Origin of the sequence: Paraburkholderia domus (assembly GCF_905220705.1) — a bacterium.
Taxonomy (GTDB): Bacteria; Pseudomonadota; Gammaproteobacteria; order Burkholderiales; family Burkholderiaceae; genus Paraburkholderia; species Paraburkholderia domus.
Genome location: NZ_CAJNAT010000003.1, coordinates 134384 through 158999 on the forward strand (window position 1 = coordinate 134384; position 24616 = coordinate 158999).

The 24616-nt window shown below is 61.5% G+C and carries 18 protein-coding genes; 6 read left to right on the forward strand and 12 right to left on the reverse strand.

The annotated features are described in order from the left end of the window. Positions 1–8 precede the first annotated feature (8 nt). From KHO31_RS08460 to purT, 7 genes are all read right to left on the reverse strand, one after another. Positions 9–203 carry a hypothetical protein gene (locus KHO31_RS08460; RefSeq protein WP_201139205.1) on the reverse strand — a complete coding sequence of 65 codons (195 nt, stop codon included), beginning with the start codon at positions 201–203 and terminating at the stop codon, positions 9–11. A gap of 320 nt (positions 204–523) precedes the next feature. Further along, on the reverse strand, positions 524–2011 hold the full coding sequence (locus KHO31_RS08465) for a DEAD/DEAH box helicase (protein WP_201075031.1): 1488 nt from the start codon (positions 2009–2011) through the stop codon (positions 524–526). A 446-nt stretch (positions 2012–2457) separates the two neighbouring features. Beyond that, complete coding sequence (locus KHO31_RS08470; protein WP_201075028.1) at positions 2458–3894, reverse strand: aldehyde dehydrogenase family protein; 1437 nt, start codon at positions 3892–3894, stop codon at positions 2458–2460. A gap of 85 nt (positions 3895–3979) precedes the next feature. After that, complete coding sequence (locus KHO31_RS08475; protein ID WP_201075027.1) at positions 3980–5632, reverse strand: acetolactate synthase large subunit; 1653 nt, start codon at positions 5630–5632, stop codon at positions 3980–3982. Positions 5633–5893: 261 nt separating this feature from the next. After that, a complete protein-coding gene (locus KHO31_RS08480) occupies positions 5894–6262 on the reverse strand; it encodes an MliC family protein (RefSeq protein WP_201075025.1) in 369 nt (122 codons plus the stop codon). A 123-nt stretch (positions 6263–6385) separates the two neighbouring features. Then, positions 6386–6598 carry a DUF6726 family protein gene (locus KHO31_RS08485; RefSeq protein WP_201075024.1) on the reverse strand — a complete coding sequence of 71 codons (213 nt, stop codon included), beginning with the start codon at positions 6596–6598 and terminating at the stop codon, positions 6386–6388. 125 nt (positions 6599–6723) lie between these two features. Continuing rightward, positions 6724–7938 (reverse strand): formate-dependent phosphoribosylglycinamide formyltransferase, encoded by a 1215-nt coding sequence (gene purT, locus KHO31_RS08490; RefSeq protein WP_201075023.1) that lies wholly within the window; start codon positions 7936–7938, stop codon positions 6724–6726. Between the two features lie 288 nt (positions 7939–8226). On the opposite strand from purT, the gene KHO31_RS08495 reads away from it, so the two are divergent. The 3 genes from KHO31_RS08495 to KHO31_RS08505 all read left to right on the forward strand — a co-directional run bounded on the left by KHO31_RS08495 (position 8227) and on the right by KHO31_RS08505 (position 14539). Beyond that, the gene (locus KHO31_RS08495) at positions 8227–8766 is read left to right on the forward strand and encodes an META domain-containing protein (protein WP_201075022.1); all 540 of its coding nucleotides are present in this window, start codon (positions 8227–8229) and stop codon (positions 8764–8766) included. A gap of 123 nt (positions 8767–8889) precedes the next feature. Then, complete coding sequence (locus KHO31_RS08500) at positions 8890–10134, forward strand: hypothetical protein (protein WP_211623057.1); 1245 nt, start codon at positions 8890–8892, stop codon at positions 10132–10134. A 238-nt stretch (positions 10135–10372) separates the two neighbouring features. Next, positions 10373–14539: a DNA translocase FtsK gene (locus KHO31_RS08505; RefSeq protein WP_211623059.1), complete on the forward strand. Its 4167-nt coding sequence runs from the start codon at positions 10373–10375 to the stop codon at positions 14537–14539. Between the two features lie 148 nt (positions 14540–14687). Here KHO31_RS08505 and KHO31_RS08510 read toward each other — a convergent pair whose 3' ends face one another. From KHO31_RS08510 to KHO31_RS08525, 4 genes are all read right to left on the reverse strand, one after another. Further along, positions 14688–15212, reverse strand: a complete 525-nt coding sequence (locus tag KHO31_RS08510; RefSeq protein WP_201075019.1) for a hypothetical protein — start codon at positions 15210–15212, stop codon at positions 14688–14690. A gap of 1 nt (position 15213) precedes the next feature. Next, entirely contained in the window at positions 15214–17853 is a 2640-nt protein-coding gene (locus tag KHO31_RS08515) for a DUF6531 domain-containing protein (protein ID WP_236061159.1), read from the reverse strand. A gap of 108 nt (positions 17854–17961) precedes the next feature. Beyond that, positions 17962–18372, reverse strand: a complete 411-nt coding sequence (locus KHO31_RS08520) for a hypothetical protein (protein ID WP_169486670.1) — start codon at positions 18370–18372, stop codon at positions 17962–17964. 383 nt (positions 18373–18755) lie between these two features. Continuing rightward, complete coding sequence (locus tag KHO31_RS08525; RefSeq protein ID WP_201075017.1) at positions 18756–20051, reverse strand: lactonase family protein; 1296 nt, start codon at positions 20049–20051, stop codon at positions 18756–18758. Positions 20052–20352: 301 nt separating this feature from the next. On the opposite strand from KHO31_RS08525, the gene KHO31_RS08530 reads away from it, so the two are divergent. After that, complete coding sequence (locus KHO31_RS08530) at positions 20353–20505, forward strand: DUF3096 domain-containing protein (protein WP_154559008.1); 153 nt, start codon at positions 20353–20355, stop codon at positions 20503–20505. A gap of 282 nt (positions 20506–20787) precedes the next feature. Here the strand turns inward: KHO31_RS08530 and KHO31_RS08535 are convergent, their stop codons facing one another. Then, positions 20788–21033, reverse strand: coding sequence for a hypothetical protein (locus KHO31_RS08535; RefSeq protein WP_201075015.1), 246 nt, complete (start codon positions 21031–21033; stop codon positions 20788–20790). A 230-nt stretch (positions 21034–21263) separates the two neighbouring features. Between KHO31_RS08535 and KHO31_RS08540 the strand changes: the two genes are divergently transcribed. Together KHO31_RS08540 and KHO31_RS08545 are read left to right on the forward strand one after the other, a co-directional pair. Beyond that, positions 21264–23144, forward strand: coding sequence for a glycoside hydrolase family 15 protein (locus tag KHO31_RS08540; protein ID WP_201075012.1), 1881 nt, complete (start codon positions 21264–21266; stop codon positions 23142–23144). A gap of 180 nt (positions 23145–23324) precedes the next feature. Beyond that, complete coding sequence (locus tag KHO31_RS08545) at positions 23325–24602, forward strand: polyhydroxyalkanoate depolymerase (RefSeq protein ID WP_201075010.1); 1278 nt, start codon at positions 23325–23327, stop codon at positions 24600–24602. Positions 24603–24616: the final 14 nt, after the last annotated feature.

A 24616-nucleotide genomic window follows, 5' to 3' on the forward strand; every position in this document is an offset into this window, starting at 1 on the left:
AAGGCAAATCAGACAAGTCGACACCAGAGAAGCGCCGGCGGAGAGCCGGGAGCCGAAAGCGAAGAACTGTAGCCGTAGCTGTAGCCGTAGCCGTAGCCGTAGCCGTAGCCGTAGCCGTAGCCGTAGCCGTAGCCGTAGCCGTAGCCGTAGCCGTCCGCACGATAGCACCACCAAGGCGCTCGAGGTGTTTGCTCGATGGTCAAGCGGAGGGGGTTTGATGAAGTACCGCTACGGCGCGCGCAGCGCCGCTGGAAGAATGACTGCTTTGTCACCAGGGTGGAATGTGCGAGAACACAGATTCCAGATGCACCACTACCGTGACTGTGCGAGGGACCCGCTTAAGAATTAGCGGTTTGAGCCGCTTTCTTTTGCCTACTTTTCTTTGCGGCATGCAAAGAAAAGTAGGTGCCCGCCCCGCACAGGGGCGACGCTAATAAACCACTAACAAAACAAGGAAAGGCCAAAAATCCAGATCAAGGAAAGGCCAACACCACAGGCACCCAACCAAAACCCCTAAAAAAAATCACGACGACGTCGAAGACTTCCTAGGCATCCCAAACCCACCCAGCAACGCAGCCAACGGCTGTTTAGAAGAAGACTTCTGCGGAGCAGCAGCAGACGACGCAGCCGCCTCCTCACCCTTCCTCACAGAAGCCGCCGAAGGCTCATAAGGCTTGAGGAAGAAATCATCCACAGGCTGCGCGCGATGATGATGCGGCCGATCGAACGAACCCGAAGACGATGCCCCCGAGCGCCGGCGGCCGCCTCGCTCCTCACGGCCCTCTGCACGGCCATCAACGCGCTCACGCCGCGGCGGACGCTCTTCATGGTGATGCCGCACCGGCGCATCCACAACCAGACGTTGCACATCCAAAGGCCGCTTGATCAGCTTCTCGATATCGGCAAGCTGTTTCCGCTCGTTCGGGCTACAAAGCGACAAAGCATCACCGGAAGCGCCGGCGCGCCCAGTACGCCCAATCCGGTGCACATAATCTTCCGCATTGAACGGCAGATCGAAATTGATCACGGCGGGCAGTTCGGCGATATCCAAACCACGCGCGGCAACGTCAGTCGCCACCAAAGCCTCGATCTCGCCACGCTTGAACGCATCCAGTGCCTGCATCCGTTCATTCTGCGTCCGGTCACCGTGAATCGCAGTCGCGACCACGCCGTCGCGCTCCAGGCTCCGCGCCAGACGGCTTGCGCCAATCTTGCTGTTGCAGAACACGATCACCTGCTTGAGGCCGCGGTCACGAATCAACTTGACGACGGCGCCGGTCTTGTCACCCTCGGCGACCTCATAAACGATCTGCGTCACATTGGTCGCGGTCGAATTGCTGCGTGCAACTTCAATCGTCTGTGGGTCGCGCAGATACGTAGCGGCAAGCTTCTTGATTTCGCCCGAGAACGTGGCCGAAAACAGCAGCGTCTGACGTTCTTTCGGCAGCAGGTTCAGGATGCGCTGCAAATCCGGCAGGAAGCCCATGTCGAGCATCCTGTCGGCTTCGTCGAGCACGAGGATCTGCACCTGACCGAGGTTGGCAGTTTTCTGTTGCACGTGATCGAGCAGACGGCCCGGCGTGGCGATCAGAATTTCGACGCCGCGGCGCAGCTGCTCGGACTGCGGATTCATATCGACACCGCCAAACACCACGGCGCTGCGCAGCGCCGTGTGCTTTGCATACGACTGCACGTTCGCCGCCACCTGGTCAGCCAGTTCGCGGGTCGGCGTGAGGATCAGCGCGCGCACCGGATGGCGGGCGGGCGATGCGCTCGTGCTGGCCTGCGGCAGCAAGCGCTGGATGATCGGCAGCGAGAAACTCGCGGTCTTACCGGTGCCGGTTTGCGCGGCGCCCATCATGTCACGGCCGGCCAGCACGACGGGAATCGCCTGCTCCTGGATCGGCGTAGGGATGGTGTAGCCCGATTCTTTGACGGCTTTCAGAATGTCGGGCGCGAGGCCGAATTGATCAAAAGTCGCAGTGCTGGGCGTGACGGCTGTGTCGGACATGGTGGCTTTCGCTAAAAATGCGCTTGGCGCGGTGCGCGCGGCAGCGGTCGGAACCGCAGAGGGCATCAGGATGAAGGCGGAGCCACGGCGTTCCGCACGGGACCCGTCAGTACTACGGGAAAAATGCGGCCGGCTCCGGCCGGCGGAAACACCCGCCGGAAAGGCCGGTATTGTAGCACTTCAGCAAAAACACTCATGGCGCATCCGTCGGCTTTCTGCTTACGCGGGCAAAAGCCGGTGGGCTGCGGTTGGGTGCGGGCGTCGTCAAATCGTCGCAAAGCGCCCGCATGCCTCGCTGGCAGCGTAGTTCGCCTCCGCGACAGTTGCGTGACAACGGCCGCTTCCCCGCGCCGCCGCCGGAGCTCGGAAACGGTTCGGGGACCGGGCCGCCGAGGCGCAGAGGTGTGGGGCCACATCAAACGCCTCATCCGCTCCCTCGCACCCTGTCACCACGTCTCGCGCATCACCATCAAACGCATTTCGGTCATATCCTCGATCGCGTAACGTATGCCCTCGCGCCCCAGCCCGGAATCCTTCACGCCGCCATACGGCATGTTGTCCACCCGGAACGACGGCACGTCGTTGATCACCACGCCGCCCACTTCGAGCACATCCCACGCTAGGTGCGCGTGGGCGAGCGAATCGGTGAAGACGCCGGCTTGCAGGCCGAAGTCGCTATCGTTGACGGTCGCCAGCGCGGCGTCGAAATCGTCGAAACGCTCCAGAATCGCCACCGGGCCGAAGGCTTCCTTGCGATAGAGATCAGTGTCGCGCTTCACACCTTCGAGCAGCGTGGCCTCGAACATCGCGCCCTCCACCTTGCCGCCCGCGACGATCTTCGCTCCCGCCTGCACGGCGCTGTCCATCCAGCCTGCGAGGCGTTTGGACTCCGATTCGGAGATCATCGGTCCGACAAACGTCTTTTCGTCCTTCGGATCGCCCATGATCAGCGACTTCGTTTTGGCGATCAGCTTCTCGCGCAGCGCGTCGTAGACCTTCGCATGCACCAGAATCCGTTGCACGCCGATGCAACTCTGCCCCGACTGATAGAACGCACCGAACGCCAGCCGGTCGACCACATAGTCGAGCTTCTCGCCCTGATCGCCGTCGACGATCGCGGCCGCATTGCCGCCCAACTCCAGAATCACCTTCTTCTTGCCGGCCTTTTTCTTCAGTTCCCAGCCCACGGCGGGCGAACCGGTGAAGGAAAGCAGTTTGAAACGCTCATCGGTGGTGAACAGATCGGCGCCGTCGCGATGCGCCGGAAGAATCGAGAATGCGCCTTTGGGCAAATCGGTTTCAGCCAGAATCTCGCCCATGATGAGCGCGCCGACCGGCGTGCGGCTGGCCGGCTTCAACACGAACGGCACGCCCGCGGCAATTGCCGGCGCGACCTTGTGCGCGGTCAGGTTCAGCGGAAAGTTGAACGGCGAGATGAATGAACATGGACCGATCGGCACACGCTTCACATAGCCGTGATAGCCCTTGGCACGCGGCGAAATTTCCAGATTGATGATCTCTCCGTCGATGCGCACCGACTCTTCCGCCGCCACCTTGAACGTATCGATCAGACGCGTGACCTCGCCTTTCGAGTCATTGATCGGCTTGCCGGCTTCGATACACAGCGCGAGCGCCAGTTCGTCATATCGTTCGCGAAAACGCTTCACGCAGTGTTCGAGCACGGCCTGGCGCTTGAACGGCGGAAATGCACGCAACGCCGGCATCGCGTCGACCGCATAGCCGATCGCTTTGTCGATGGCTGTCGCGTCTGCCATCGCAACGCGAGTCGCCACTTCGCCGCTGAATTTATCCGTGACTTCAAGATCGGTGTTGGCGGCAACCGCAACGTTGGCGAGGTAGTACGGGTAAGTCTTGTTCAACATGACACGTTCTCCTTGATCCAAAGCCTGACAGAAGCAATGCAATCAGCAAGGGCTATGCCCCATTGCCGCTCTTAGCCCCCGCCATTCAAAGTTGTGCGCTCAGCCGCTTGATCTCGCGATTGAGGACGCGCTCGTTGTCCGAGTAGTCGATCGGCAGATCGATCACATGCACACCCGGCGTCGCGAAACACTCGCGCAGCAGCGGTGCGAATTCCGCGGCCGATTCAATGCGATGACCCTTCGCGCCGTAACTCTCTGCATACGCGACGAAATCCGGGTTGCGCAGCGTCATGCCGTAGTCCGGGAAGTTCATGTTTTCCTGCTTCCAGCGGATCATGCCGAATGCGTCGTCGCGCAAAATCAGCACCACCAGATCGAGCTTCAGACGCACGGCCGTTTCCAGCTCCTGCGAATTCATCATGAAGCCGCCGTCGCCGCACACCGCCATGACCTTGCGGTCCGGGTGCACGATCTTGGTCGCGATCGCCGACGGCAATCCGGCGCCCATCGACGCCAACGCGTTATCGAGCAGCAGCGAGTTCGGTTCGTGCGCGCGGTAGTAGCGCGCGAACCAGATCTTGTACATGCCGTTGTCCAGACACACGATGCCGTCCACCGGCGTGGTCTCATAGACGTCGTTGACAATCCGCACCGGGTACATCGGAAAACGGTCGTCATGCTGGCCTTTGACCAGGTGCGCTTCGAAGTGCTCCTTGATCTCCTTGAAGCGCGTGAAGTCCCAGTGCTCCTGACGCTCCTTGAGACTTTCCTTGAGCTGCCACACCGCGTTGGCGATATCGCCGACCACTTCGATCTGCGGGAAATACACCGTGTCGACTTCCGCGCCGAGGAAGTTGACGTGAATCACCGTCTTCTCGCCGGCGTCGCCGCTGCGCATGAAGAACGGCGGCTTCTCGATCACGTCGTGGCCGACATTGATGATGCAGTCCGCGTGGTCGATCGCGCGATGCACGAAGTCGCCGTCTGACAAAGTGGCGTTGCCTAGCCACATCGGGTGCGATTCATCGATCACGCCCTTGCCCATCTGCGTCGTGAAAAACGGAATGCCGATCTGGTCGACGAATTCGCGCAACATCTTGGTCGTGGTCTTGCGGTTGCCGCCCGCGCCGATCATCAACAGTGGATGCTTCGCTTTCGTGATCGCCTCGACCGCGCGCGCCACGGCCTTTTCCTCGGCGACGGGACGGCGGCTAAAGCTCTTCGGAATCGGATGGCCGTCGCCCTCTTCATGCGCGACGTCTTCAGGCAATTCGAGGTGCGTGGCGCCCGGCCGCTCTTCCTCTGCCTGACGGACTGCTTCGCGCACGGCGGCCGGAATGTTGGCGATCGACACGATCTGCCGCGTGTACTTGGTGAGCGGCTCCATCATCCGTACCACGTCGACGATCTGAAAATGCCCCTGTTTGCTCGACTTGATCGGCTTTTGGCCGGTCACCATCAGCATCGGCATGCCGCCCAACTGGGCATACGCAGCGGCGGTCACGAAATTGGTCGCGCCCGGGCCGAGGGTGGCCAGACACACACCGGTGCGTCCGGTCAGACGCCCATACGTGGCGGCCATGAAGCCGGCCGCCTGTTCGTGACGCGTGAGGATCAGGCGAATTTTCGAGCGGCGCAGCGATTCGAGCAGATCGAGATTTTCTTCACCGGGGATGCCGAACACGTACTCGACACCTTCAGCTTCCAGCGATTTGACGAACAGATCCGATGCTTTCATGGAGGGTCTCGCTTGATGAAACGGACGTGGGCCACGAGCCCACCCGTTGAGGTCCGGTCACGGATGATCGAAGACGACGACAAAGACGGCCAACACGACGCGAGCGGCGCGCGGCATGGCTAGACAACATAGTGGATGCCACGCGGGACAGCTTACTACTCGAATGGAAAGGATGCGCGCAGGCGGGCAGCGCCGCAAGGCAGCGGTAAAGATAAGGTGGGACAGGCGGCGGTATGTTTGAAGAAAGCCGCCGCATGATGCTCAGCGATTGATGGTGACGCAGTCGGACAGCATCGGCGGGGCATTTTCCCCGTCCGTCGCGTCGTACAGGTCGGCGCGGGGACCTTTGGTCCACCACGTGTAGCTGCCGGCTTGATATTTCGCGCCAGAGGCCGACATCGTGTTGACGAACAGCAGTTGCTGGCCCTTGACAGGCACAAGCGCAAAGCTCTGGCCGTTCGCCGTGTTCCAGTAGGTCACTTGCAAAATCTTGCCGGTCGCGCAGGTGTATTTGTGCGTCTGGCGATTCTTGGCCTGAATCTCGGCGAGCGGCAACGGCGCGGCCCATGCATTGCCGTACAGCGCCGCAAGACCCGCTGCCACAGTGACTGCAACAAACCATTTCTTCATTGGATGCCTCGATCGTTGTTGCACATCAGGCACGAGCGGTGCGCCTTGCGCTGCCGCTGTAGTTGCGGCTGTGTTGCGCGTCCGGATCGCTCGTGGACCCATCAAGAACCGGCCGCGGATTGCTTATGGATCGATCACGTCGGCGCACGCGTCGGTCGGCGCGGCGGCCACGTGCCCGACCAGCGGCACGATCTTCAACCCGGCCGACGCGATTCGGCACGGCGCAGCGGCGAGGCCACACCCTGTCAACCCGGCACACAGCGCGAGCAGCGCGCCGATTGCGCCGACACGGCCGAGCCTTCCAAGCCGCATGTTCTTGCGGGACTCCAGGGTCATCCTTACCTCTACTTCAACGAACTTCAATGAATCGGGTGTCGCGCGCGGCACGCTTGCGAGGCGCGCGAGTATTACGTTGCACATATCGATGCGCGTCACTACGGCCAGACGCTCTCCAACCTGCGTTACTTCGTGGAAACCGGCCGCACCGCCGCCGCGGCCTGCTTCGCGCGCGAACGTGCCTGCTCGATGTTCTCGCCGGTGGCCAGCGCCACACCCATGCGGCGCTTGACGAAACTCTCCGGCTTGCCGAACAGACGCAGATCCGCATTCGGTACGGCCAACGCCGCCGCGACACCTTCGAAAGCAATGCCCACTTCGTCCATGCCACCGTAAATCACCGCCGACGCGCCCGGCGCCCGCAGTGACGTATCCACCGGCAAGCCGAGAATCGCGCGCGCATGCAACTCGAACTCCGAGAAGCGTTGCGAGCACAGCGTGACCAGACCCGTATCGTGCGGACGCGGACTCACTTCCGAGAACCATACGTCATCGCCGCGCACGAAAAGTTCCACGCCGAAGAGGCCCCTGCCACCCAATGCCGCAGTGACCTTGTGCGCCACTTCGCGCGAGCGTTCCAGCGCGAGCGGGCTCATCGGCTGCGGCTGCCACGATTCGACGTAATCACCGGCCACCTGCACATGGCCGATCGGGTCGCAGAAATACGTGCTGACATCACCGCTCGCCGGGTCGATTGCACGCACGGTCAGCTGGGTGATTTCGTATTCGAAGTCGATAAAGCCTTCGACGATCACGCGGCCGTGATTCACGCGCCCGCCCGCCATCGCATATTGCCAGGCGGTTTCGACATCCGCATCGCTCTTCAACACCGACTGTCCCTTGCCCGACGACGACATCACCGGCTTCACGACGCATGGATAGCCGACCTTGGCGATGCCCGCGCGCAGTTCGTCGAGCGAATCGGCGAACGCATATGGCGAGGTCGGCAGGCCGAGTTCTTCAGCGGCCAGACGGCGAATGCCTTCGCGGTTCATCGTGAGTTGGGTGGCGCGCGCGGTCGGGATGACTTCGGCGAGGCCGTCGGTTTCGATCGCGGCGAGCGCGTCGGTTGCGATCGCCTCGATCTCGGGGACGATCAGGTGCGGGCGCTCCTGTTCGACCAGCGCGCGCAAGGCGGCGCGATCGGTCATGTCGATCACATGCGAGCGATGCGCAACCTGATGGCCCGGCGCGTTCGGATAACGGTCGACGGCGATCACTTCGACGCCCAGCCGTTGCAGCGCGATGATCACTTCCTTGCCGAGCTCGCCGGCGCCAAGCAACATGACGCGCGTGGCAGATTCAGAAAGGGGCGTGCCGATCCGTTGGCCGATCTGCATGGGGTCTCCAGATAAAAGTCGGATGAGGGTGGGATTGGGTAGAACGCGATGTTAACATGCGCACCCCGATACGCACCCGGTGCGCCAACGTCGCCGGCCCCGCGCCGCGCCTTGCTCACCGGGTCCGCGTTGCTATGTGTGCGTAAGGCGCGCCAAGGGCGCTGCGGCGCCAACCGCGGCCCACGCTGCGACGCACGTGTTTAAGTCCGCAGCACGCCGTTGCACTCGCGTGCTGCGAGCTTAGTGCGTTACCCTTACGCCTTCGCCAGTTTGAAGAGGAACGACGTCATGCTCCAAAGCTCCTCCGCGCGATGTGTTGCGCGCTTTATCCCTTATGCGCGCACGGCCATCGCCGCGTTGGGCGTCGCCGCGCTTTTCAGCGCGTGCGCCATGCCGAAGCATCCCGACTCGGAAGCCGCACCGCCCGATCCGTTCAACCCGGCCGCCACCCAGTTGCTCGACGACACCAGCTGGGTACTCACCGGCTGGAAGCAGGCCGACGGCACGGTGCGAGCCATTCCGCCGGCGGACCAGGGCACGCCGATCACCCTCGTGCTCTCCACCGACAAAGGCCAGCGCCACGCCAGCGGCTTTTCCGGGTGCAATCGCTACATGGGCTCGTATGCGCTGAAAGACGGCAAGCTGAGCTTCGGCACCCTGGGCGGCACGCGCATGGCATGCATGACGCCGGGCGGACAGATCGAAGGCGCCTATCTCAACGCGCTGACGCACATCGACCGCACCGGCGTGCAAATGCGCGCACCGCAGCAGATGCAACTGGTGCTCGATAACGGCGACACGCTCACATTCGACAGCAGCGCCAAATAAGCGCGCGCCACGCGCCGCGTGGCGACATGCCGCGTGGCAATATGCACGCTTGCTGCTGATTCATCGCAACCCTATCCTCGGATGCCTTGGCCACTGTTGGCCGCATTGCGAGGTGAAATCAAGATGAACGGCGATCGGAAATCTATCGGCCCAGCGCTCTCCATGCCGACGTACCAGGCCGCAATGACTTTGCCGATGGCGAGCACCGCGTATTTCGTGCTTCGCTATTACGCTCCGTGGGGAGACGGAGGTGCCGATGGCTGGCAAGTGCCGGTCAACTTACCCACGGTTTCGATTGAGGGCACACCGGCGCCGGTCACGATGTCAACGTGGTTTTCCTACATGAAAGATTATCTGCAGGGACAAATCACCGAGGGCTTCGACCAGCATGCGCAGTACTATGTCGCCGAAGTCTATGCCAGTACCGGGAAAGACTCGCAGATCGTATTCTCTGGGACGTTTCAACAAGCGGCCTATTACAGTGCGACGGCCTATATCGTGTATCCGTACCAGGACAAGGGGCAGATAGAAGTACTCGATCTGGATCTGACCGCTTCTCCAGCGGGGAGCAACCCCTATATAGTCGGCAACCCTAGCGTCTTTGCTTATCCTCCATCGTCACCGGGCTCGTCAGCGCCCTTGGCCCCGCCTGTGCTCTCTCTATTCGCGGATGGCAATCCACCCGCAAGGCCGGAATTCCGTTCGAAGGTGAATGCCAGAACCGGCGAAATCAGTTTGTTCCGGCCGGACCAGCAAACCTCCGTCAGCCAGATTGTCGACGAACTGGCGCCCGATGGATGCAGCAAGGCTTACCTGTACGCAACCAAAGCGGCTGAGCAGCAGGTACTGATCCTGCGCATCAAGGTGCCGACCACATTCGTTCACAATTCGAACCCGGATACGGTTTTCGGCGAATACCAATGCAGGGAGATCACGGTCGGAGCGCACACCGTCGATACCGCGATATTGGACTTCTGGACTGTCAGTAGCCGGATGCTTACCGACTACATCGATGCAGACGGTTACGCCTATGTATTTTTCGCGCCCGTCTCCTACACACAATCGAAAGTGACCGAGCAAGGCACGCCGGCCACGCGTCCGCCTGTCATGGCCTGGGGGCGATACACTGGCTATCTGCTGGGTGATCCGGACTATGCAGTCATCATCCGATACCGCGCGCCAGCGGATGCTTGGGTGGGAAACCCGCAAAATGCATTCTGCTTTGCCACGCCCGAGGAAGAGCAGCCGGTTACCGCAGCGCAATTGCAGGAATATCTGCCTGAGATCTTTGGCGATACGCTCGCCAATTTCGAGCAAGGTCAAATTGGCGCGGTGAATAAGGATCGTGATTGGCCCGCGCAGGAATGAGCGCCGACACACCGGCCTTCGCACGCCGCAATTGATGCTCGTCAGGACTGCCACTGCCTGGCTTGCAAGCAAGGCAGTCGCAGCGGCCGCGCTACGTCGATCGCGAATCATGTGCCAGCGGGCTGCCAATTGCGTCTTACCTTGCTCGCGCTTGCCTTCAAAGCGTTTTGCCTCGCCGGTTTCAGTTTAGAATCGTCGGCTTGCGTTCTTACGCGTCCGTCATTCGTTGATGTCTAGCATGCACATGGTAGTTTTCGGCTGGTTCGGCGGGTCGGCCGTCTGGTTCATTCCTCTTTTATGGCGTCTCGTGAAGTCGGTGCTGCCGGGTGGCGCAGGGTTGCGCGGCCCAGGCACGATCCGCCTATGGCTCGGCTTCGTCTGCGTGCTGGTGGCAAGCTGCACGCTCGAAGCGTCGCTGATCGGCGCGGCGGGCGTGGACGATTTCGGTCACGCGCTGGCTGGGGGCTTCGGTCATCTGCTCGGGCATATCGGTACGCCGCTCGCCGCGCTCGTCCTGCTGCTGATCAGCCTGCCCTGGCTGATCGACTTCGGCTGGCGCGACGTCGCGGTATGGGCCGACGCCGCGTTCGGCCTCGGCCTGTCGCGCGGCCTCGCTAAACGCGACGAGCAGGCACGCCGGCATCGCAGCGTCGATGACGGTTTGCCGTCGCACGTCTCGCCGTCCACCAACACGATGGCGCCCAAAACCAACGGACGTTATGCACGCCCGACAGTCTGGCGCCCACCCGCGAGCGGGCGCGCCACCGCTGTCGGCGCGGCTCCCGCCGCAGCAGCAGCCAGGGATGCAGCCGTACGCGGCGCAGGGGCAAACTGGCGCGCCGCCACTTTGAAACCGCGCAGCCCCGCAGGACCGATCGAACCGACCGTGCGCCCGGCCGCCGCAACGGCGCCGCACCAGGGGACGCGTCAAACGCCAGCGCAGACACAAGCGCCGAAGCCGGGCAAAGCGGCATGGATGCCGGCCGAACCAGTCGCGCCAGCCGGCTGGCTGCGCGATCCGTCGACCGCGCCGCGCACGCCTGCCCAGGCAGCCGGCGCGGGCGTGGCGGGATTGGCGGCAGCCGCCGCGCAAGCCTCGCATGCGACGACAGCCGTACGCATGGCCACGGGTTCGGCTAGCGGTGCGGCGTCGCATGCTGCAAGCGGCCCGAGCCGGCCATCGTCCATGCCGGGCGCCGCCAACTTTCGCTCAGCCAACAACCGGGCGACACCGGCCCGACAACCGGTCACGGCCACCTCGGGCGCAAACGCCGCACCGGCAACCGACGTGCATCGCCCGTCCCTCCGTTCATCAGCGCCCAGCTATACGCGGCCCATGGCGACCAGCGCGGACGTTACGCCGCCCGCCAGCGTGCAGGAAACGCTGCGCAGCATCGCGGAAAACGCCGCGCGCTGGACCGACATCGCCGGTGTCAGCCTCGCGCGCAGCAGCGGCGCGGAAAATACGATGGTCACGACAACTCCGCTGGGCACCGAGCCGCGGGTCGAGACTGATCAATCGGGTGTGGCTTCGCCGCGTGCCAGCGAAGTTGAAATTGCCTGGCTGCCGAACGTGAGCGCACCTTCGCTGGAAGTAGCCGAGGCTGCGCCGGACCCTGCGCCGCCGCAATCGCCAGTCGAAACGCCGCGAGTCGAAGCCGCATTTGAGGCGCCGATCGAGGAAGACAACGAGCCCGTCGTGCAATGGCCGATTGAGCCGCCGATCATCCGGACACCGTTGGCCGCGGCGCCCACATCGGCACCGGCATTGGCATTGGCATTGGCACCGGCACCGGCACCGGCGCCGGCATCGGCATCGGCATCGGCATCGGCATCGGCACCGGCACCGGCACCGGCACCGGCGGAAGTATCTGCGCAAGCAGAAGCACCAGCACCAGCACCAGCACCAGCACCAGCACCAGCACCAGCACCAGCACCAGCCGCGCAGTATGCGGCACCGGTGCCCACCCCCACGCCGTTTCAGATCTTCGCAGCCCAGCTGGAGGCGAGCAGCGCGCAAACGGACGTGTCGCCGTCCGTTGAAGACGAACTTGAGCAATTCGCAAATCAGAGCGACAGCAACGCAAACACACCCGCTGAACGCGTGCAGCCGATCGGTCAGGCCGCGGTGCCGTCGCAGGTGTCTGCATCGGACGTCGCCAACGTCGCCGTTCCCGCAGAAGCTGCGCATGCCGAAACTTTGCTCACTGAGCAGAGGCAGCCGTTTGATCAGCCTGCAGCGTATTCACCCCTAGCAGCGTCGACCGGAGCTACTACGGCTGATACAGCGGTCGTAGCGCACGTTAGCGAAATGCGCGCCGAAGAAGTGCCGTCGTCAAGCGCGACTGCCGCGTCGTCGCAAGACGCGGCGACGCGCGTCGCGCAGATCACAGCCATGCCAGCGCACACCGCGACGCCAGAGCCGGTGCATCACGCCACGCCGCCGTGGCACGTCGCGAGCACGAGTGAAGCACCCACGCCGGTCAAAGCAGCAACGATGGACGCCCCTGCCCTATCGGACGTATCGGACGTATCGGACGTATCGGACGTATCGGACGTATCGGACTTATCGGACGATTTGAATCCGTCAGCCGCCTCGGACGCTTCGACCGTCGTCGCCGCTGTGGCGCCGCAAAGCGCCGCATCGCACGCATCGAACGTGGTTCGCTTCCCGAGCTTCGCGGTTCAGGCCGCGCCGGCGGCCTCTGCCGCCATCGTCGACGAAGCCGCCAACGGGCCGGCTCACTCGCCGGGCCTGCCGGCAGCGCCGGCCGCACCGAGCATTTCGACCACCCAAACCGCACCGTCTGCAACCTACCTCGCGTCCGAACCCTCGACCGAACCCGCCGAACCCGCAGTCCAGCGCACGCCGGTGCGCGGCCAGGGCCCGGTCAACGGTTTCGAATTCCGCGCGCCGGCGGCGTCGATGGTCGAGTTGCCGACGCTCGATCTGCTCGCGCGCGCGGACACCGACGTCGAACCCGTTTCAGAAGAAAAGCTCATCGAAACCGGCCTCCTGATCGAGCAGCGTCTGCAGGAATTCAAGGTGCCGGTGACCGTGGTCGGCCATTCGGCGGGCCCGGTCATCACGCGCTTCGAAGTCGAACCCGCACTCGGCGTGCGCGGCAGTCAGATCGTCGGCCTGATGAAGGACTTGTCGCGCGGTCTCGGCCTCACGTCGATCCGCGTGGTCGAGACGATTCCCGGCAAGACCTGCATGGGCCTCGAACTGCCGAATGCCAAGCGCCAGACGATCCGCCTGTCCGAAATACTCGAAGCCAGCGTCTACCAGAACTCCCATTCGCAATTGACGCTCGCGATGGGCAAGGACATCACCGGCCATCCAGTGGTCGCCGATCTGGCGAAGGCGCCGCACATGCTGGTCGCGGGCACGACGGGTTCGGGTAAGTCCGTGGCGATCAATGCCATGATCTGCTCGCTGCTCTTCAAGGCAACGCCTGAAGAAGTGCGGCTCATCATGATCGACCCGAAGATGCTGGAACTGTCGGTGTACGAAGGCATTCCGCATCTGCTCGCGCCGGTCGTCACCGATATGAAGCTGGCGGCCAACGCGCTGAACTGGTGTGTCGGCGAAATGGAAAAGCGCTATCGGCTCATGTCCGCGGTCGGCGTGCGCAACCTGGCCGGCTTCAACCAGAAGATCCGCGATACGGAAGCCAAGGGCAAGAAGCTCGGCAACCCGTTCTCGCTGACGCCGGAAGCGCCCGAACCGCTCGCGCCGCTGCCGCTGATCGTGGTGGTGATCGACGAGCTGGCCGACCTGATGATGGTCGCGGGCAAGAAGATCGAAGAGCTGATCGCACGCCTCGCGCAGAAGGCACGCGCCGCCGGCATTCACCTGATTCTGGCGACACAGCGCCCGTCCGTGGACGTGATCACCGGCCTCATCAAGGCGAACATTCCGACGCGCGTGGCGTTCCAGGTATCGTCGAAAATCGACTCGCGCACGATTCTCGATCAGATGGGCGCCGAATCGCTGCTCGGCCAGGGCGACATGCTGTTCCTGCCGCCAGGCACGGGTTACCCGCAGCGTGTGCACGGCGCGTTTGTCGCCGATGAGGAAGTGCATCGGATCGTCGAGTATCTGAAGCAGTTCGGCGAACCGCAATACGAGGAAGGCATTCTCGACGGTCCGGCCACCGAAGGCGCGTCGCCCGATCTGTTCGGCGATTCGCCAGATGCCGAAGCCGATCCGCTTTATGACGAAGCGGTGGCCTTCGTGGTGCGCACGCGGCGTGCGTCGATCTCGTCGGTGCAGCGGCAATTGCGCATCGGCTATAACCGCGCGGCGCGGCTTGTCGAGCAGATGGAGACGGCGGGTTTGGTGTCTGCGATGGGCATCAACGGCAGCCGTGAAGTATTGGCGCCGGGGCCGGCGGAGTGAGTAGGCGGTGTTGAACTCTTGCGGGTAAAACACGGCTCGTACCGTTGCACAGTGACTGGTTCGAGCGGTTCCAGACCGCCTTAGACAAGAAGGCGCAATTGCTCGCGCCTTCTTCGTTTGATCCACTATAGGAACGTTCTACGGCGTGCTAGTCAATGATTTTGAAATCCGGGGCCGGTTGCACAATGTCACGGGCTAAGGCTGCCCGCGCAAATTCATTGACTCCAGGTGCCCCAGAGAAAACTGCGATCTCCTTAGAATCGTCACCATATGCTATCCAATCACCGGACGACGGCAAAACCACATAAGCCCATGTATTAAATGCGAGAGCATCGGCAGGGCTACCGCCCGGATCCGCTTGCAGCATCGTGCAGTAGTCGGCTTCGCTATCAGTCGGCTGAAAGATGATTGCCGGAAACTTCGAAAAATGATGGAAGAAATATCCAACCGGATCAGGACGCAAACCTACAAACGCAAAGCTGTCCCCAGTCGGATTGGTGAAGCGAAACAGGTCTCTGACAAATTGGTAGAAGTGGTGCGTGGTAACGATCGCCGAATCAAAATAGACAATCTCATGTTGCGGGGCGCACCGGAGCATGCTTACGCCCGCGGTGGCGCGTACCCACAACTCATGAAACTCAGCCGTATCGTCGACAAAAATCTGCTTTCTCATTTCACTTCAACCTTATCTTGGTTGTCTTGGCGCCGTTGATATAAACGTCAGCAGTCGGATAACCTGCGTTCGACTCGTCTCGAACAGTGTATGTTTTATCACCTTTCGTGAAAATGTCAGCCTTCCCGTCTTTACTCAATGTCTTTACGTAGCCGCTGTCGAGCAGATTCGCCTCGAACTCCGCTTTTTCAACGTCGGTCTTGATGTTGCGGATGCTATTGCGTGCGGTGATATCAGTGTATTCCGACGTAATCCGCCCCGGCGGAATCCCATCCACCTCCGTTTCCGCAGCAGGCTTACACATCTGCTTGATACGGTCCCAGTTCTCCGCCGCTTTCCTTGCTCCTTGACCGATGCCGTATTTGACAGCCGGATTATTGATGAGCCGCCAGACGAGCACGATTCCCCGTGCCGCGCCATCGATCAACCCTGCCGAGAAATGGCAACCACCACAGACAGTCGAAGCCGAAAGCGAAGAAGCACCGAGAAGCTGACGTGCGCCCTGAAGATTTGCCGGGGGCGCTATAGGCGAGTCCCCGTAGTTGTAGTTATCAATCCACTGATTGATTTCCTCATCGCCAACCGGGATATCCGTGCCGTCGTTCAAGTCGAGCAGACTGCCGTTTCTGGCAACCGTACCCGTACGTGACACGACCTGACCATCGGGCGAATACGTGAACCTGACTTTTAGAATCCGCCGGATACCGCCGTTCGCAGGACTTGCATACTCCTGGAACTTGAAGAGGTCGATACGTCCGCGCTGGTCATAGCGCAGGAAATAGTCGCCCGTTGGGTTATAGCCATACTGGATGCGGTGCGCCGCGTCGCGCGAGATAGCTTCGGAGGCGACAGGCTGATCCTCGACGGTGGCGATCGAAAACACGTTGCCAGTCGCATCGCGAGTTACGCGCCATTTTCCCGTCACTTTTCCGTCTGACGTCTGCTGGACAAATGCAACGCGGTTCGTCGCGTCGTACGTGATCCCGTAAGCCATCGTGACAGCACCTTCAGCCTTCGGCGCATCGAACCCGCTGGCCCCGGTCGCATCGCTGGTGGGCGTCTCGCCGATACCCGTCGTGTTTCCGCGAGCGTCGTAGACGAATGACTGAATCAGGTTCGGCGAAGCAATCATCGACGGACGCAAGCTCGTCGCATCGGCATAGCGAATCGTCGATATCGAAGTCCTCGACACGCTCTTAACGGTCGTCTTGATCGGACGCCCAGTTTCGTCGTAGCTGTACTCCGACGTTCCGCCGCTTGCGTCCGTATCTTTCAGCAGATTGCCCGACGCGTCCCATGCGCTGCTCGCATTACCCGCCGCCGACGTGCTAGTGGTTGGCCGCAGCACGCCGCCAATCGACGACATGTTCAACGTGGTGGTGCGCTTGCTACCGGTAATAACCGTAGAGCCGGCGTTATAGGCAAATTGCACATTGCGTGCAGAGTCAGGATGGTCGACCGCCACTGCCCGACCTTGCGAGTCATAAGTCCACGCCGCGACACGCGTGCCGACTTCGTTGATCTCGCCCGTCAGCGCATTCTTGAACCGGGAATCTTCATAGGCGTAGCGGTGTGTATAGTCATCCGGCCACGTAACGGAAACGAGATTGCCATTCGCGTCGTAACCGTACTGCGTCATTCGCCCCAAAGGATCGTTCAGGCGAGACAGACGACGCTTGTCGTCATAGTCGAGTCGAAGCGTAATGTCCTTGTTCGCGTCCGTGCCGGCAGCATGCTGAGTGATGGCGGTTAACAGACCCGATGCATCGTAGGTTGCCGTGCGGATAAACCGGGTCTTCGTCTCCTCCGACAGCAGGACCCCTTGCGCCGAGTACGACTCGACTGTCTCCGTCTGAAGATCAGTAAGCGTCCAGCCGGACGCGTTCTGCGCAAGCGCGAGACCAGTAAAGCCAGCCGTGCGCCAAGTGCCCGCCGACCAGTTGAACGTGACAGGCTCACCATTCGCGCGATACGCAATAACCTTGGATGAACCGCCGCTGTTCGCATTCGCAAGGTCAAGACTGCGCTGCCAGCTATGGAACCAGACCGGTCCCATCGAGATCGCATTCTTCGCAAGTGGTTTGGAGCGATAGGTGCGCGTGAACGACATCGGCATATCGTCGCCGCTGACGAAATCCGCTTCCGTCAGCGTGACCGCGCCATTGCCGGGATAAACCGGATCGGCTACCGGACAGCTTTGTTCTGGCTCATCCGTCGCAGGAACGGAACACCATTGGTCGATCTGCGCGATGTCGTTGATGCACGCATAGTTCCCCATGCCACCGGGTGTATTGCTGACCACGTCGAGGCGGCAGGACTTGGTACCGGGCGTTGCGCCCGAATTTGAGTACAGCGTGAAGCAGTCGGTCGCGTTTGCACCAAACGCCACCAGTAACAACATGAATGCGGCGAGGAAGCGGCACAGCATGCTGGCCGAGCCACTCTGGCATGTCCGGAATTTCATTTTTCTCCCTTTAGTTGTTCGTTTCGCCGATGAAGGCGAAAGCATTTTTAAGGAGAGTAAAATATTTTTATATACGACAATTCCGAAAAATCTGATTGCGTTGCAGTCGATCTGTGGTTCTTGGCAGGAACGAAGAGACGGCGTCGCATTGACCGTGCATGACCGAGCCACCACCACAGAGATGAGCGTGGCGATGAGAAAAAGGCGTGGATCGCTTCACGCCTTTGTTTCTCACAGGGACGCAAAGCCCCCTCAACGCTACAGCGACTACCGCATGGTTATGCGCTATGCGTCAGCATTGGTTAGCGGTGCGACAGACATGCTTGCGCTCGTTGCAGCATGTGCTATTGCTGCACTAGCAAGCAGGCCTGCGGCATGCTTCGCGGTGATACGGCTTTCAGGTACACCTTTAGCATCAAGCGCGATGACCTGATACAACTCGCGATCACGCACAAGATCACTTTTATATCCTTCGACCGTCTCTACCAGGAGTTCCAGCAATGCGCGCTGGCTTTGCCGTTCGTCGCGTGTCACGGTCGGGCATCGATAGATTGTGCTTGCCAGATTAACCAGCCGATTAAGCTGGCCAAGTTGCTGATCGCATAAGTGGAAAGTTGAAAGCGCGAGCTTCTCGTACTGAAGTGCGTCGACCGGGGGACGTGACGCAGTTTGAAGCTGTTTAGTGATTTTTGTCATGGTGCGATTTCCGGTTCGTTCCTGAATCGCCCGACACTTGCTAACAGATAGGGTGAGCGGGCACGTAGAGGGGTTAGCAGACCGGGCGTAAGACCAAGACCGGCGAGCCTTGCGGCTCCCCCTCCACGGCCCGCCCATAGAAGGCGCGCACGTTTGAGCACCACCCACTTTCGCGGGCAGTGCGGTCTTACGCTGCAGGCTGCTAAACCCGCGCCGTTTTGTCTAACGGCAGGAACAATTTACCCCATCTATTTTTCGAGACGGTCAACCGGGCAAGCTAAACGCGCGGATTATAACTAATCTTTACATTCCCCCCGACACAGTCCCAGAAGGTCATCACGCCGGGAGCGCGTACATTCAAATCACCCGCCCGCAACCCCACCTCACGAAGGCGACACCAACTTGAAATCCACCGGCGAATCGATCTCAATCCGCTTCGGATTAGCTTCGAGCAATCCGCTCTGCTGATCGCGCTTGAACACATACACCGTGCCGCTGTTCTGATTGCCGACAATCAGCCAATTGCCGGTCGGGTCGATCGCGAATTCGCGTGGCGACTTGCCGAGGCTCGACTGGTGCCCGACCTTCTTCAGATGACCGTTCGCCTGATCGACCGAGAAGATCACGATCTCGTTCGCATCGCCGCGATTGGTGGCGTACAGGAAGCGCCCGTCCGGCGACAGGTGAATGGCCGCAGCGCCTACCGCGCCCTTGAAGCCCGGTTCGTTCAGCGAGATCGTTTGCACCTGCGTGAGCTTGCCGTCGGCGTAGTTGAAGGTGCTGACCGTGGCAGCCAGTTCGCTCGTCAGATACGCATGCTTGCCGTCCGCGCCGAACACCAGGTGACGCGGGCCCGTGCCTGCTTTCTCCTGGGTGTAGCGCCAGTCGGTCGGGCCGAACAGGCCGCGGCTGCCATCCGGCGTGTAGCGGTACGAGTAAAGCTTGTCGGCACCGAGGTCTTGTGCAAACAGGTAGTGGCCGTCAGGCGAGAACACGGTGGAGTGGACGTGCGAGTTGTCCTGACGTCCCTTCACCGGACCACCGCCTTCATGGTGCACGGTGAGCACCGACGCGCCCACCTGGCCATCCGCCTGCAATGGGAACACCGCGAAGCTGCCGCCCGGATCGGCCGCCACCGAGTAGTTCGCGGTCAGCAGATATTTGCCGTCCGGCGACAGGCTCAGATAGCACGGGTCATTACCGTTCGACGAGACGTTGTTGAGAAAGGTCAACTGGCCGCTCGCGGCGTCGAAGCGAAACGCGCTGATGCCGCCGCGTTGCGTGGCCGGGCCGTTGTCGCCGGGCAATTCGTTGACCGCGTAGACGAAGCGGCGGTCACGGCTCACCACCAGGAACGACGGGTTGACCGTCTGCGCAACCGACACACGGGTCGCTTCGCCGGTCTTCGTGTCGAAGCGGTAGACGTAGATCCCCTCGCTCTTACCGCCGGTGTAAGTGCCGACCAGCATGTCATAGACGCCGTCGGCAGGGACCGGGCCGGAATCTTGCGCAAATGCATGCGAAGCAACAATCGAGACCATGAGCACGAAACCTTTTATTATCGAGCGGGCGGAGCGCAGAGGAACTGGCCGTCCGCCGCGCCATGAGGTGGATTGAGCAGCAGAAGGTGAAGGAGAGCCTGGTACCGCGCGCACGGCGACCCGGTGACTACGAAGCATATGACCTCCTGGACATCGGTTATTCGGTTGATTCGGTTGTAACGGTGTCTCTGGTCTGCCGCGCTATCGGTCGAATTGTTTTATCGAGGCAAGTATAAAAGCGTTGCGTCGGATCATGCATCGAATCCGGTCGGGCCGCGATCGGTCGGGCCGCGATCGGTCGGGCCGCGATCGGTCGGGCCGCGTCCGGCCAGCCGGATTCGGCCGGTGTGCCCCGCTGGCCGGCATATCGATGCATGTGTAGCAATTGTCCCGCCTGGCGGGCCGTCTGTTCAATCGCGTCTCACACTACGGAGTCTTCATGAACGTCACACTCAGCCTGGGCCCGCTCGTTTCGTTGATCGCCGGTATTCTGATTCTCGTCATGCCGCGCCTGTTGAACTACATCGTCGCGCTCTATCTGATCATCATCGGCATCATTGGGATCTTCGGCATGGGGTCGTCGCACTTCTAGGCGGCTGCAGTCAGCAATACGAGCAGCAAGGGACGCACGACCGGGCGCGGTGCCGGCCCGGCAACGTGTCGCACGAGCGGAGTGCCAGTGGTGGGAACGGCACGCGCGCTAATGGCGGCGGCAGTGCAACACGTGGCACATTGAAGCGGTGAAACTGCGCGACAAAGCGAAACGGCGCAACGAAGCAACGCGGCGGTGCGTGCGTAACAGATGCGCCCTAGATGCAAGACAACCGCGGAGAATCGCGAGCAATCGCGCGCCGCAAACCCGCGCAATGGGCAGTCAGCCGTTCGAAAGCTGATCCAGGCGCAAACGCCCCTGCAACGACAATCCGCCGACGGCATAATGACCGTCACCTTCCTGATGACGCCGGAAGCAGGCCCGTTCGATCAGAAAGGCCGCCGCGGCCAGCATGCCGTTGCGGCTCAGACCCAGCTGGCCATAATCGAGCGGCAACATCGAATCGTCGGCCAGTTCGCTAGCGGCGGAGAGAATCGTGATGCAATCTGATTTCGACGGGTTCAGCATCGCTTGGGTCCTCGAAAACGGCGTCTGCATGCGCCATGGGCAAGGCCGACGCATGATCCGGCGAGCGCCGCGCATCGGCATGAAAAACGATTGTAGGCAGTGATTTGACAATTACCAAATCGCGTTTTACCGCATTGCGCGCTGAACCAAAGCGCATCGCGCGAGTCCGGTAACAACAATGACCCCAAGCGCGGCGGACTTCGCCTCGCGTAAAACTGACACACTCCTCCATGCCCGCACTCATCGAAGACTACGCGCTCATCGGCGACGGCCACACGGCTGCGCTCATCTCCCTCGACGGTTCCGTCGACTGGCTTTGCTGGCCGCGCTTCGACTCCGGTGCCTGCTTCGCCGCCCTGCTCGGCACGCCCGACAACGGCCGCTGGCTGATTTCGCCGGTCTCGGATACGCCACCCAAAATCACGCGCCGCTATCGCGGCGAAACGCTGATCGTCGAAACCGATTTCGAAACGCCCGAAGGCGCGGTCACGCTGATCGACTTCATGCCGCCCGGCAACGGCTGGTCGGAGATGGTGCGGATCGTGGTCGGCAAACGCGGCACGGTGCGGATGCGGATGGAACTGGTGCTGCGCTTCGATTACGGTTTTTCGATTCCGTGGGTCGATCGCCTGAAGCACGACAGCGGCATCAAGGCAATCGTCGGCCCAGACACTGCGGTGCTACGCACGCCGGTCGACTTGCGTGGCGAGGACATGAAGACCGTTGCCGAGTTCACCGTGAGCGAAGGCGAGCGCGTGCCGTTTTCGCTGGCCTATGCGGCCTCGCACCTGCGCATACCGCCTGGCCGCGATCCGCACACGTCGCTGGCACGCACCGAGAACCATTGGCTCGAATGGTCGGCGCGCAGCACCGTCGAAGGCAAATGGGCCGCGCAGATCCGCCGCTCGCTGATTACGCTGAAGGCGCTTGCGTACGAGCCGACCGGCGGCATTGTCGCGGCACCCACCACGTCTCTGCCGGAGCAGTTGGGCGGCACGCGCAACTGGGACTACCGCTACTGCTGGCTGCGCGACGCCACCATCACGCTGCTCGCGATGATGCGCGGCGGCTACTACGACGAAGCCCGCGCATGGCGCACCTGGCTCGGCCGCGTGATGGCCGGCGCACCGGACCAGTTACAGATCATGTACGGAATCGCCGGCGAGCGACGTTTGCCCGAGTTTGAAATCGACTGGCTGCCGGGCTACCAGGATGCCAAGCCCGTGCGGATCGGCAACAACGCGGTTGGACAGCGCCAGCTCGATGTTTACGGCGAAGTAATGAACGCGCTGCATCTCGCGCGCGTCGGCGGCCTGCAGGCGGACGACACCGCATGGAATGTGCAGCGCGCGTTGCTCAGCCACCTCGACACGATCTGGCAAGAGCCGGACGAAGGTATCTGGGAAACCCGTGGCGGCCGCAAGCACTTCACCTTCTCGAAGGTGATGGCGTGGGTCGCCTACGACCGCGCCATTCGGTCGGCCGAAATGTTCAAGCTGGACGGCCCACTCGATGAATGGCGCGCAACCCGCGCGACAATCCACGCGGAAGTTTGTGCCAAGGCATGGAATCCGGCGCTCAACGCGTTCTCCCAGGCCTACGGCACCGATCAGCTCGACGCGAGCGTGCTGCTGATGCCACTGGTCGGGTTTCTCCCTCCGGCGGATCCGCGCGTCAAGGGCACGGTGGCGGCAATTGAAAGGGACCTGATGCACGACGGCTTCGTGATGCGCTACCGCACCACTGAATACGACGACGGCCTGCCGCCCGGCGAAGGCACCTTCCTCGCGTGCTCGTTCTGGATGGTGGACAACCTGGCATTGCAGGGCCGCATGGATGAAGCCATTGCCATGTACGAGAGGCTGCTCGGCCTCTGCAATGACGTCGGTCTGCTCGCGGAAGAGTATGATCCGGTCGCGAAGCGCCTGGTCGGCAACTTCCCGCAGGCGTTTTCACATGTTGCGCTGGTGCACACCGGCCTGAACCTGATGAAGCACGAACAGGCGATGGCCCAGGCGACCGGGCAGCCGCCGCATAACGGCACCACGGCAGAAGAACTTAATGCTGCGGCAACCCCCGATAGCGGTGCGGCAACATCGCCAGTACCATGATTTGATGACAGTTTGCGCGCAGCCCGCGCGCAAATTGCTGCATTGCACAAGTACGCTTTGTTCAGTATGATCGAGCAGACTGTTGGCCGAAAATCAATGTGCCTACAACCAATACGGCCTGCCGCAACGCCACACGCGTGTTTGCCAAGCCCCATGCGAACCGCCTAAAACGGAGCACCCATGCTCTACCAACTGCACGAATTCCAACGGGCGATGTTAAGCCCCCTCACCGCCTGGGCCCAGGCCGCGTCGAAATCGTTCGCGAATCCCGCCAGCCCTTTGGCCTACGTGCCCGGTGCCACAAGACTCTCAGCCGGTTACGAACTGCTCTACCGGCTTGGCAAAGATTACGAAAAGCCTGAGTTCAACCTTCATCAGATTGTCAAAGACGGTCATAACATTCCGATCATCGAACAAACGATCATCGAAAAACCGTTTTGCCGCCTGATGCGCTTCAAGCGTTTCGCAGATGACAGCGACGCTGTTACCCAATTGAAAGATGAGCCGATCGTGCTGGTGTGCGCACCGTTGTCAGGCCACCACGCTACACTCCTGCGCGATACCGTGCGCACGTTGCTGCAAGACCACAAGGTCTACCTGACCGACTGGATCGATGCACGCATGGTGCCGCTCGAAGAAGGCGAGTTTCACCTCGACGATTACATTGCCTACATTCAGGAATTCATCCGCCACATCGGTGCAAAGAATCTGCACGTGATCTCGGTATGTCAGCCCACCGTTCCGGTGCTCGCTGCCATTTCGCTTTTGGCGAGCCGCGGTGAAGACACGCCGCGCACCATGACGATGATGGGCGGCCCGATCGACGCGCGCAAGAGCCCGACCTCGGTCAACTCGCTCGCCACGCAGCACTCGTATGAATGGTTCGAGAACAACGTGATCTTCACGGTACCGCCGAACTATCCGGGCGTGGGCCGTAAGGTTTACCCGGGCTTCCTGCAACACACCGGCTTCGTCGCGATGAATCCGGAGCGTCACGCAGCCTCGCACTGGGACTACTACCAGAGCCTCCTGCGCGGCGACGAAGACGACGCGGAAGCACATCGCCGCTTCTACGACGAGTACAACGCCGTGCTCGACATGGACGCCGACTATTACCTCGACACGATCCGTGTGGTGTTCCAGGAATTCAGTCTGGCCGAAGGCACGTGGGACGTCGCAGGCGAACGGGTGCGTCCGCAGGACATCAAGAAGACCGCGCTCTTCACCATCGAAGGCGAGCTGGACGATATCTCCGGCGACGGTCAGACGTTCGCGGCACAAGAACTGTGCAGCGGCATTCCGGAGAAGAACAAGCGTCACTTCACCGCGGAAAAATGCGGCCACTACGGCATTTTCTCGGGCCGCCGCTGGCGCACCATCATCTATCCGCAACTGCGTGACTTCATCCTCGAGCACAACACGGCGCCGAAGGTAGCGAAGGAAAAAGTCGAAGCCTGAACGGCGCACGCCTG

Bases quoted from the DNA above. Each gene is read 5' to 3' on its own strand.
- KHO31_RS08505 (WP_211623059.1), top strand. From the start codon at position 10,373: ATGCACATGGTAGTTTTCGGCTGGTTCGGCGGGTCGGCCGTCTGGTTC.
- KHO31_RS08540 (WP_201075012.1), top strand. From the start codon at position 21,264: ATGCCCGCACTCATCGAAGACTACGCGCTCATCGGCGACGGCCACACG.
- KHO31_RS08495 (WP_201075022.1), top strand. From the start codon at position 8,227: ATGCTCCAAAGCTCCTCCGCGCGATGTGTTGCGCGCTTTATCCCTTAT.
- purT (WP_201075023.1), bottom strand. From the start codon at position 7,938: ATGCAGATCGGCCAACGGATCGGCACGCCCCTTTCTGAATCTGCCACG.
- KHO31_RS08485 (WP_201075024.1), bottom strand. From the start codon at position 6,598: ATGACCCTGGAGTCCCGCAAGAACATGCGGCTTGGAAGGCTCGGCCGT.
- KHO31_RS08480 (WP_201075025.1), bottom strand. From the start codon at position 6,262: ATGAAGAAATGGTTTGTTGCAGTCACTGTGGCAGCGGGTCTTGCGGCG.
- KHO31_RS08520 (WP_169486670.1), bottom strand. From the start codon at position 18,372: ATGACAAAAATCACTAAACAGCTTCAAACTGCGTCACGTCCCCCGGTC.
- KHO31_RS08535 (WP_201075015.1), bottom strand. From the start codon at position 21,033: ATGCTGAACCCGTCGAAATCAGATTGCATCACGATTCTCTCCGCCGCT.
- KHO31_RS08545 (WP_201075010.1), top strand. From the start codon at position 23,325: ATGCTCTACCAACTGCACGAATTCCAACGGGCGATGTTAAGCCCCCTC.
- KHO31_RS08470 (WP_201075028.1), bottom strand. From the start codon at position 3,894: ATGTTGAACAAGACTTACCCGTACTACCTCGCCAACGTTGCGGTTGCC.
- KHO31_RS08530 (WP_154559008.1), top strand. From the start codon at position 20,353: ATGAACGTCACACTCAGCCTGGGCCCGCTCGTTTCGTTGATCGCCGGT.
- KHO31_RS08475 (WP_201075027.1), bottom strand. From the start codon at position 5,632: ATGAAAGCATCGGATCTGTTCGTCAAATCGCTGGAAGCTGAAGGTGTC.
- KHO31_RS08510 (WP_201075019.1), bottom strand. From the start codon at position 15,212: ATGAGAAAGCAGATTTTTGTCGACGATACGGCTGAGTTTCATGAGTTG.
- KHO31_RS08500 (WP_211623057.1), top strand. From the start codon at position 8,890: ATGAACGGCGATCGGAAATCTATCGGCCCAGCGCTCTCCATGCCGACG.
- KHO31_RS08525 (WP_201075017.1), bottom strand. From the start codon at position 20,051: ATGCTTCGTAGTCACCGGGTCGCCGTGCGCGCGGTACCAGGCTCTCCT.
- KHO31_RS08465 (WP_201075031.1), bottom strand. From the start codon at position 2,011: ATGTCCGACACAGCCGTCACGCCCAGCACTGCGACTTTTGATCAATTC.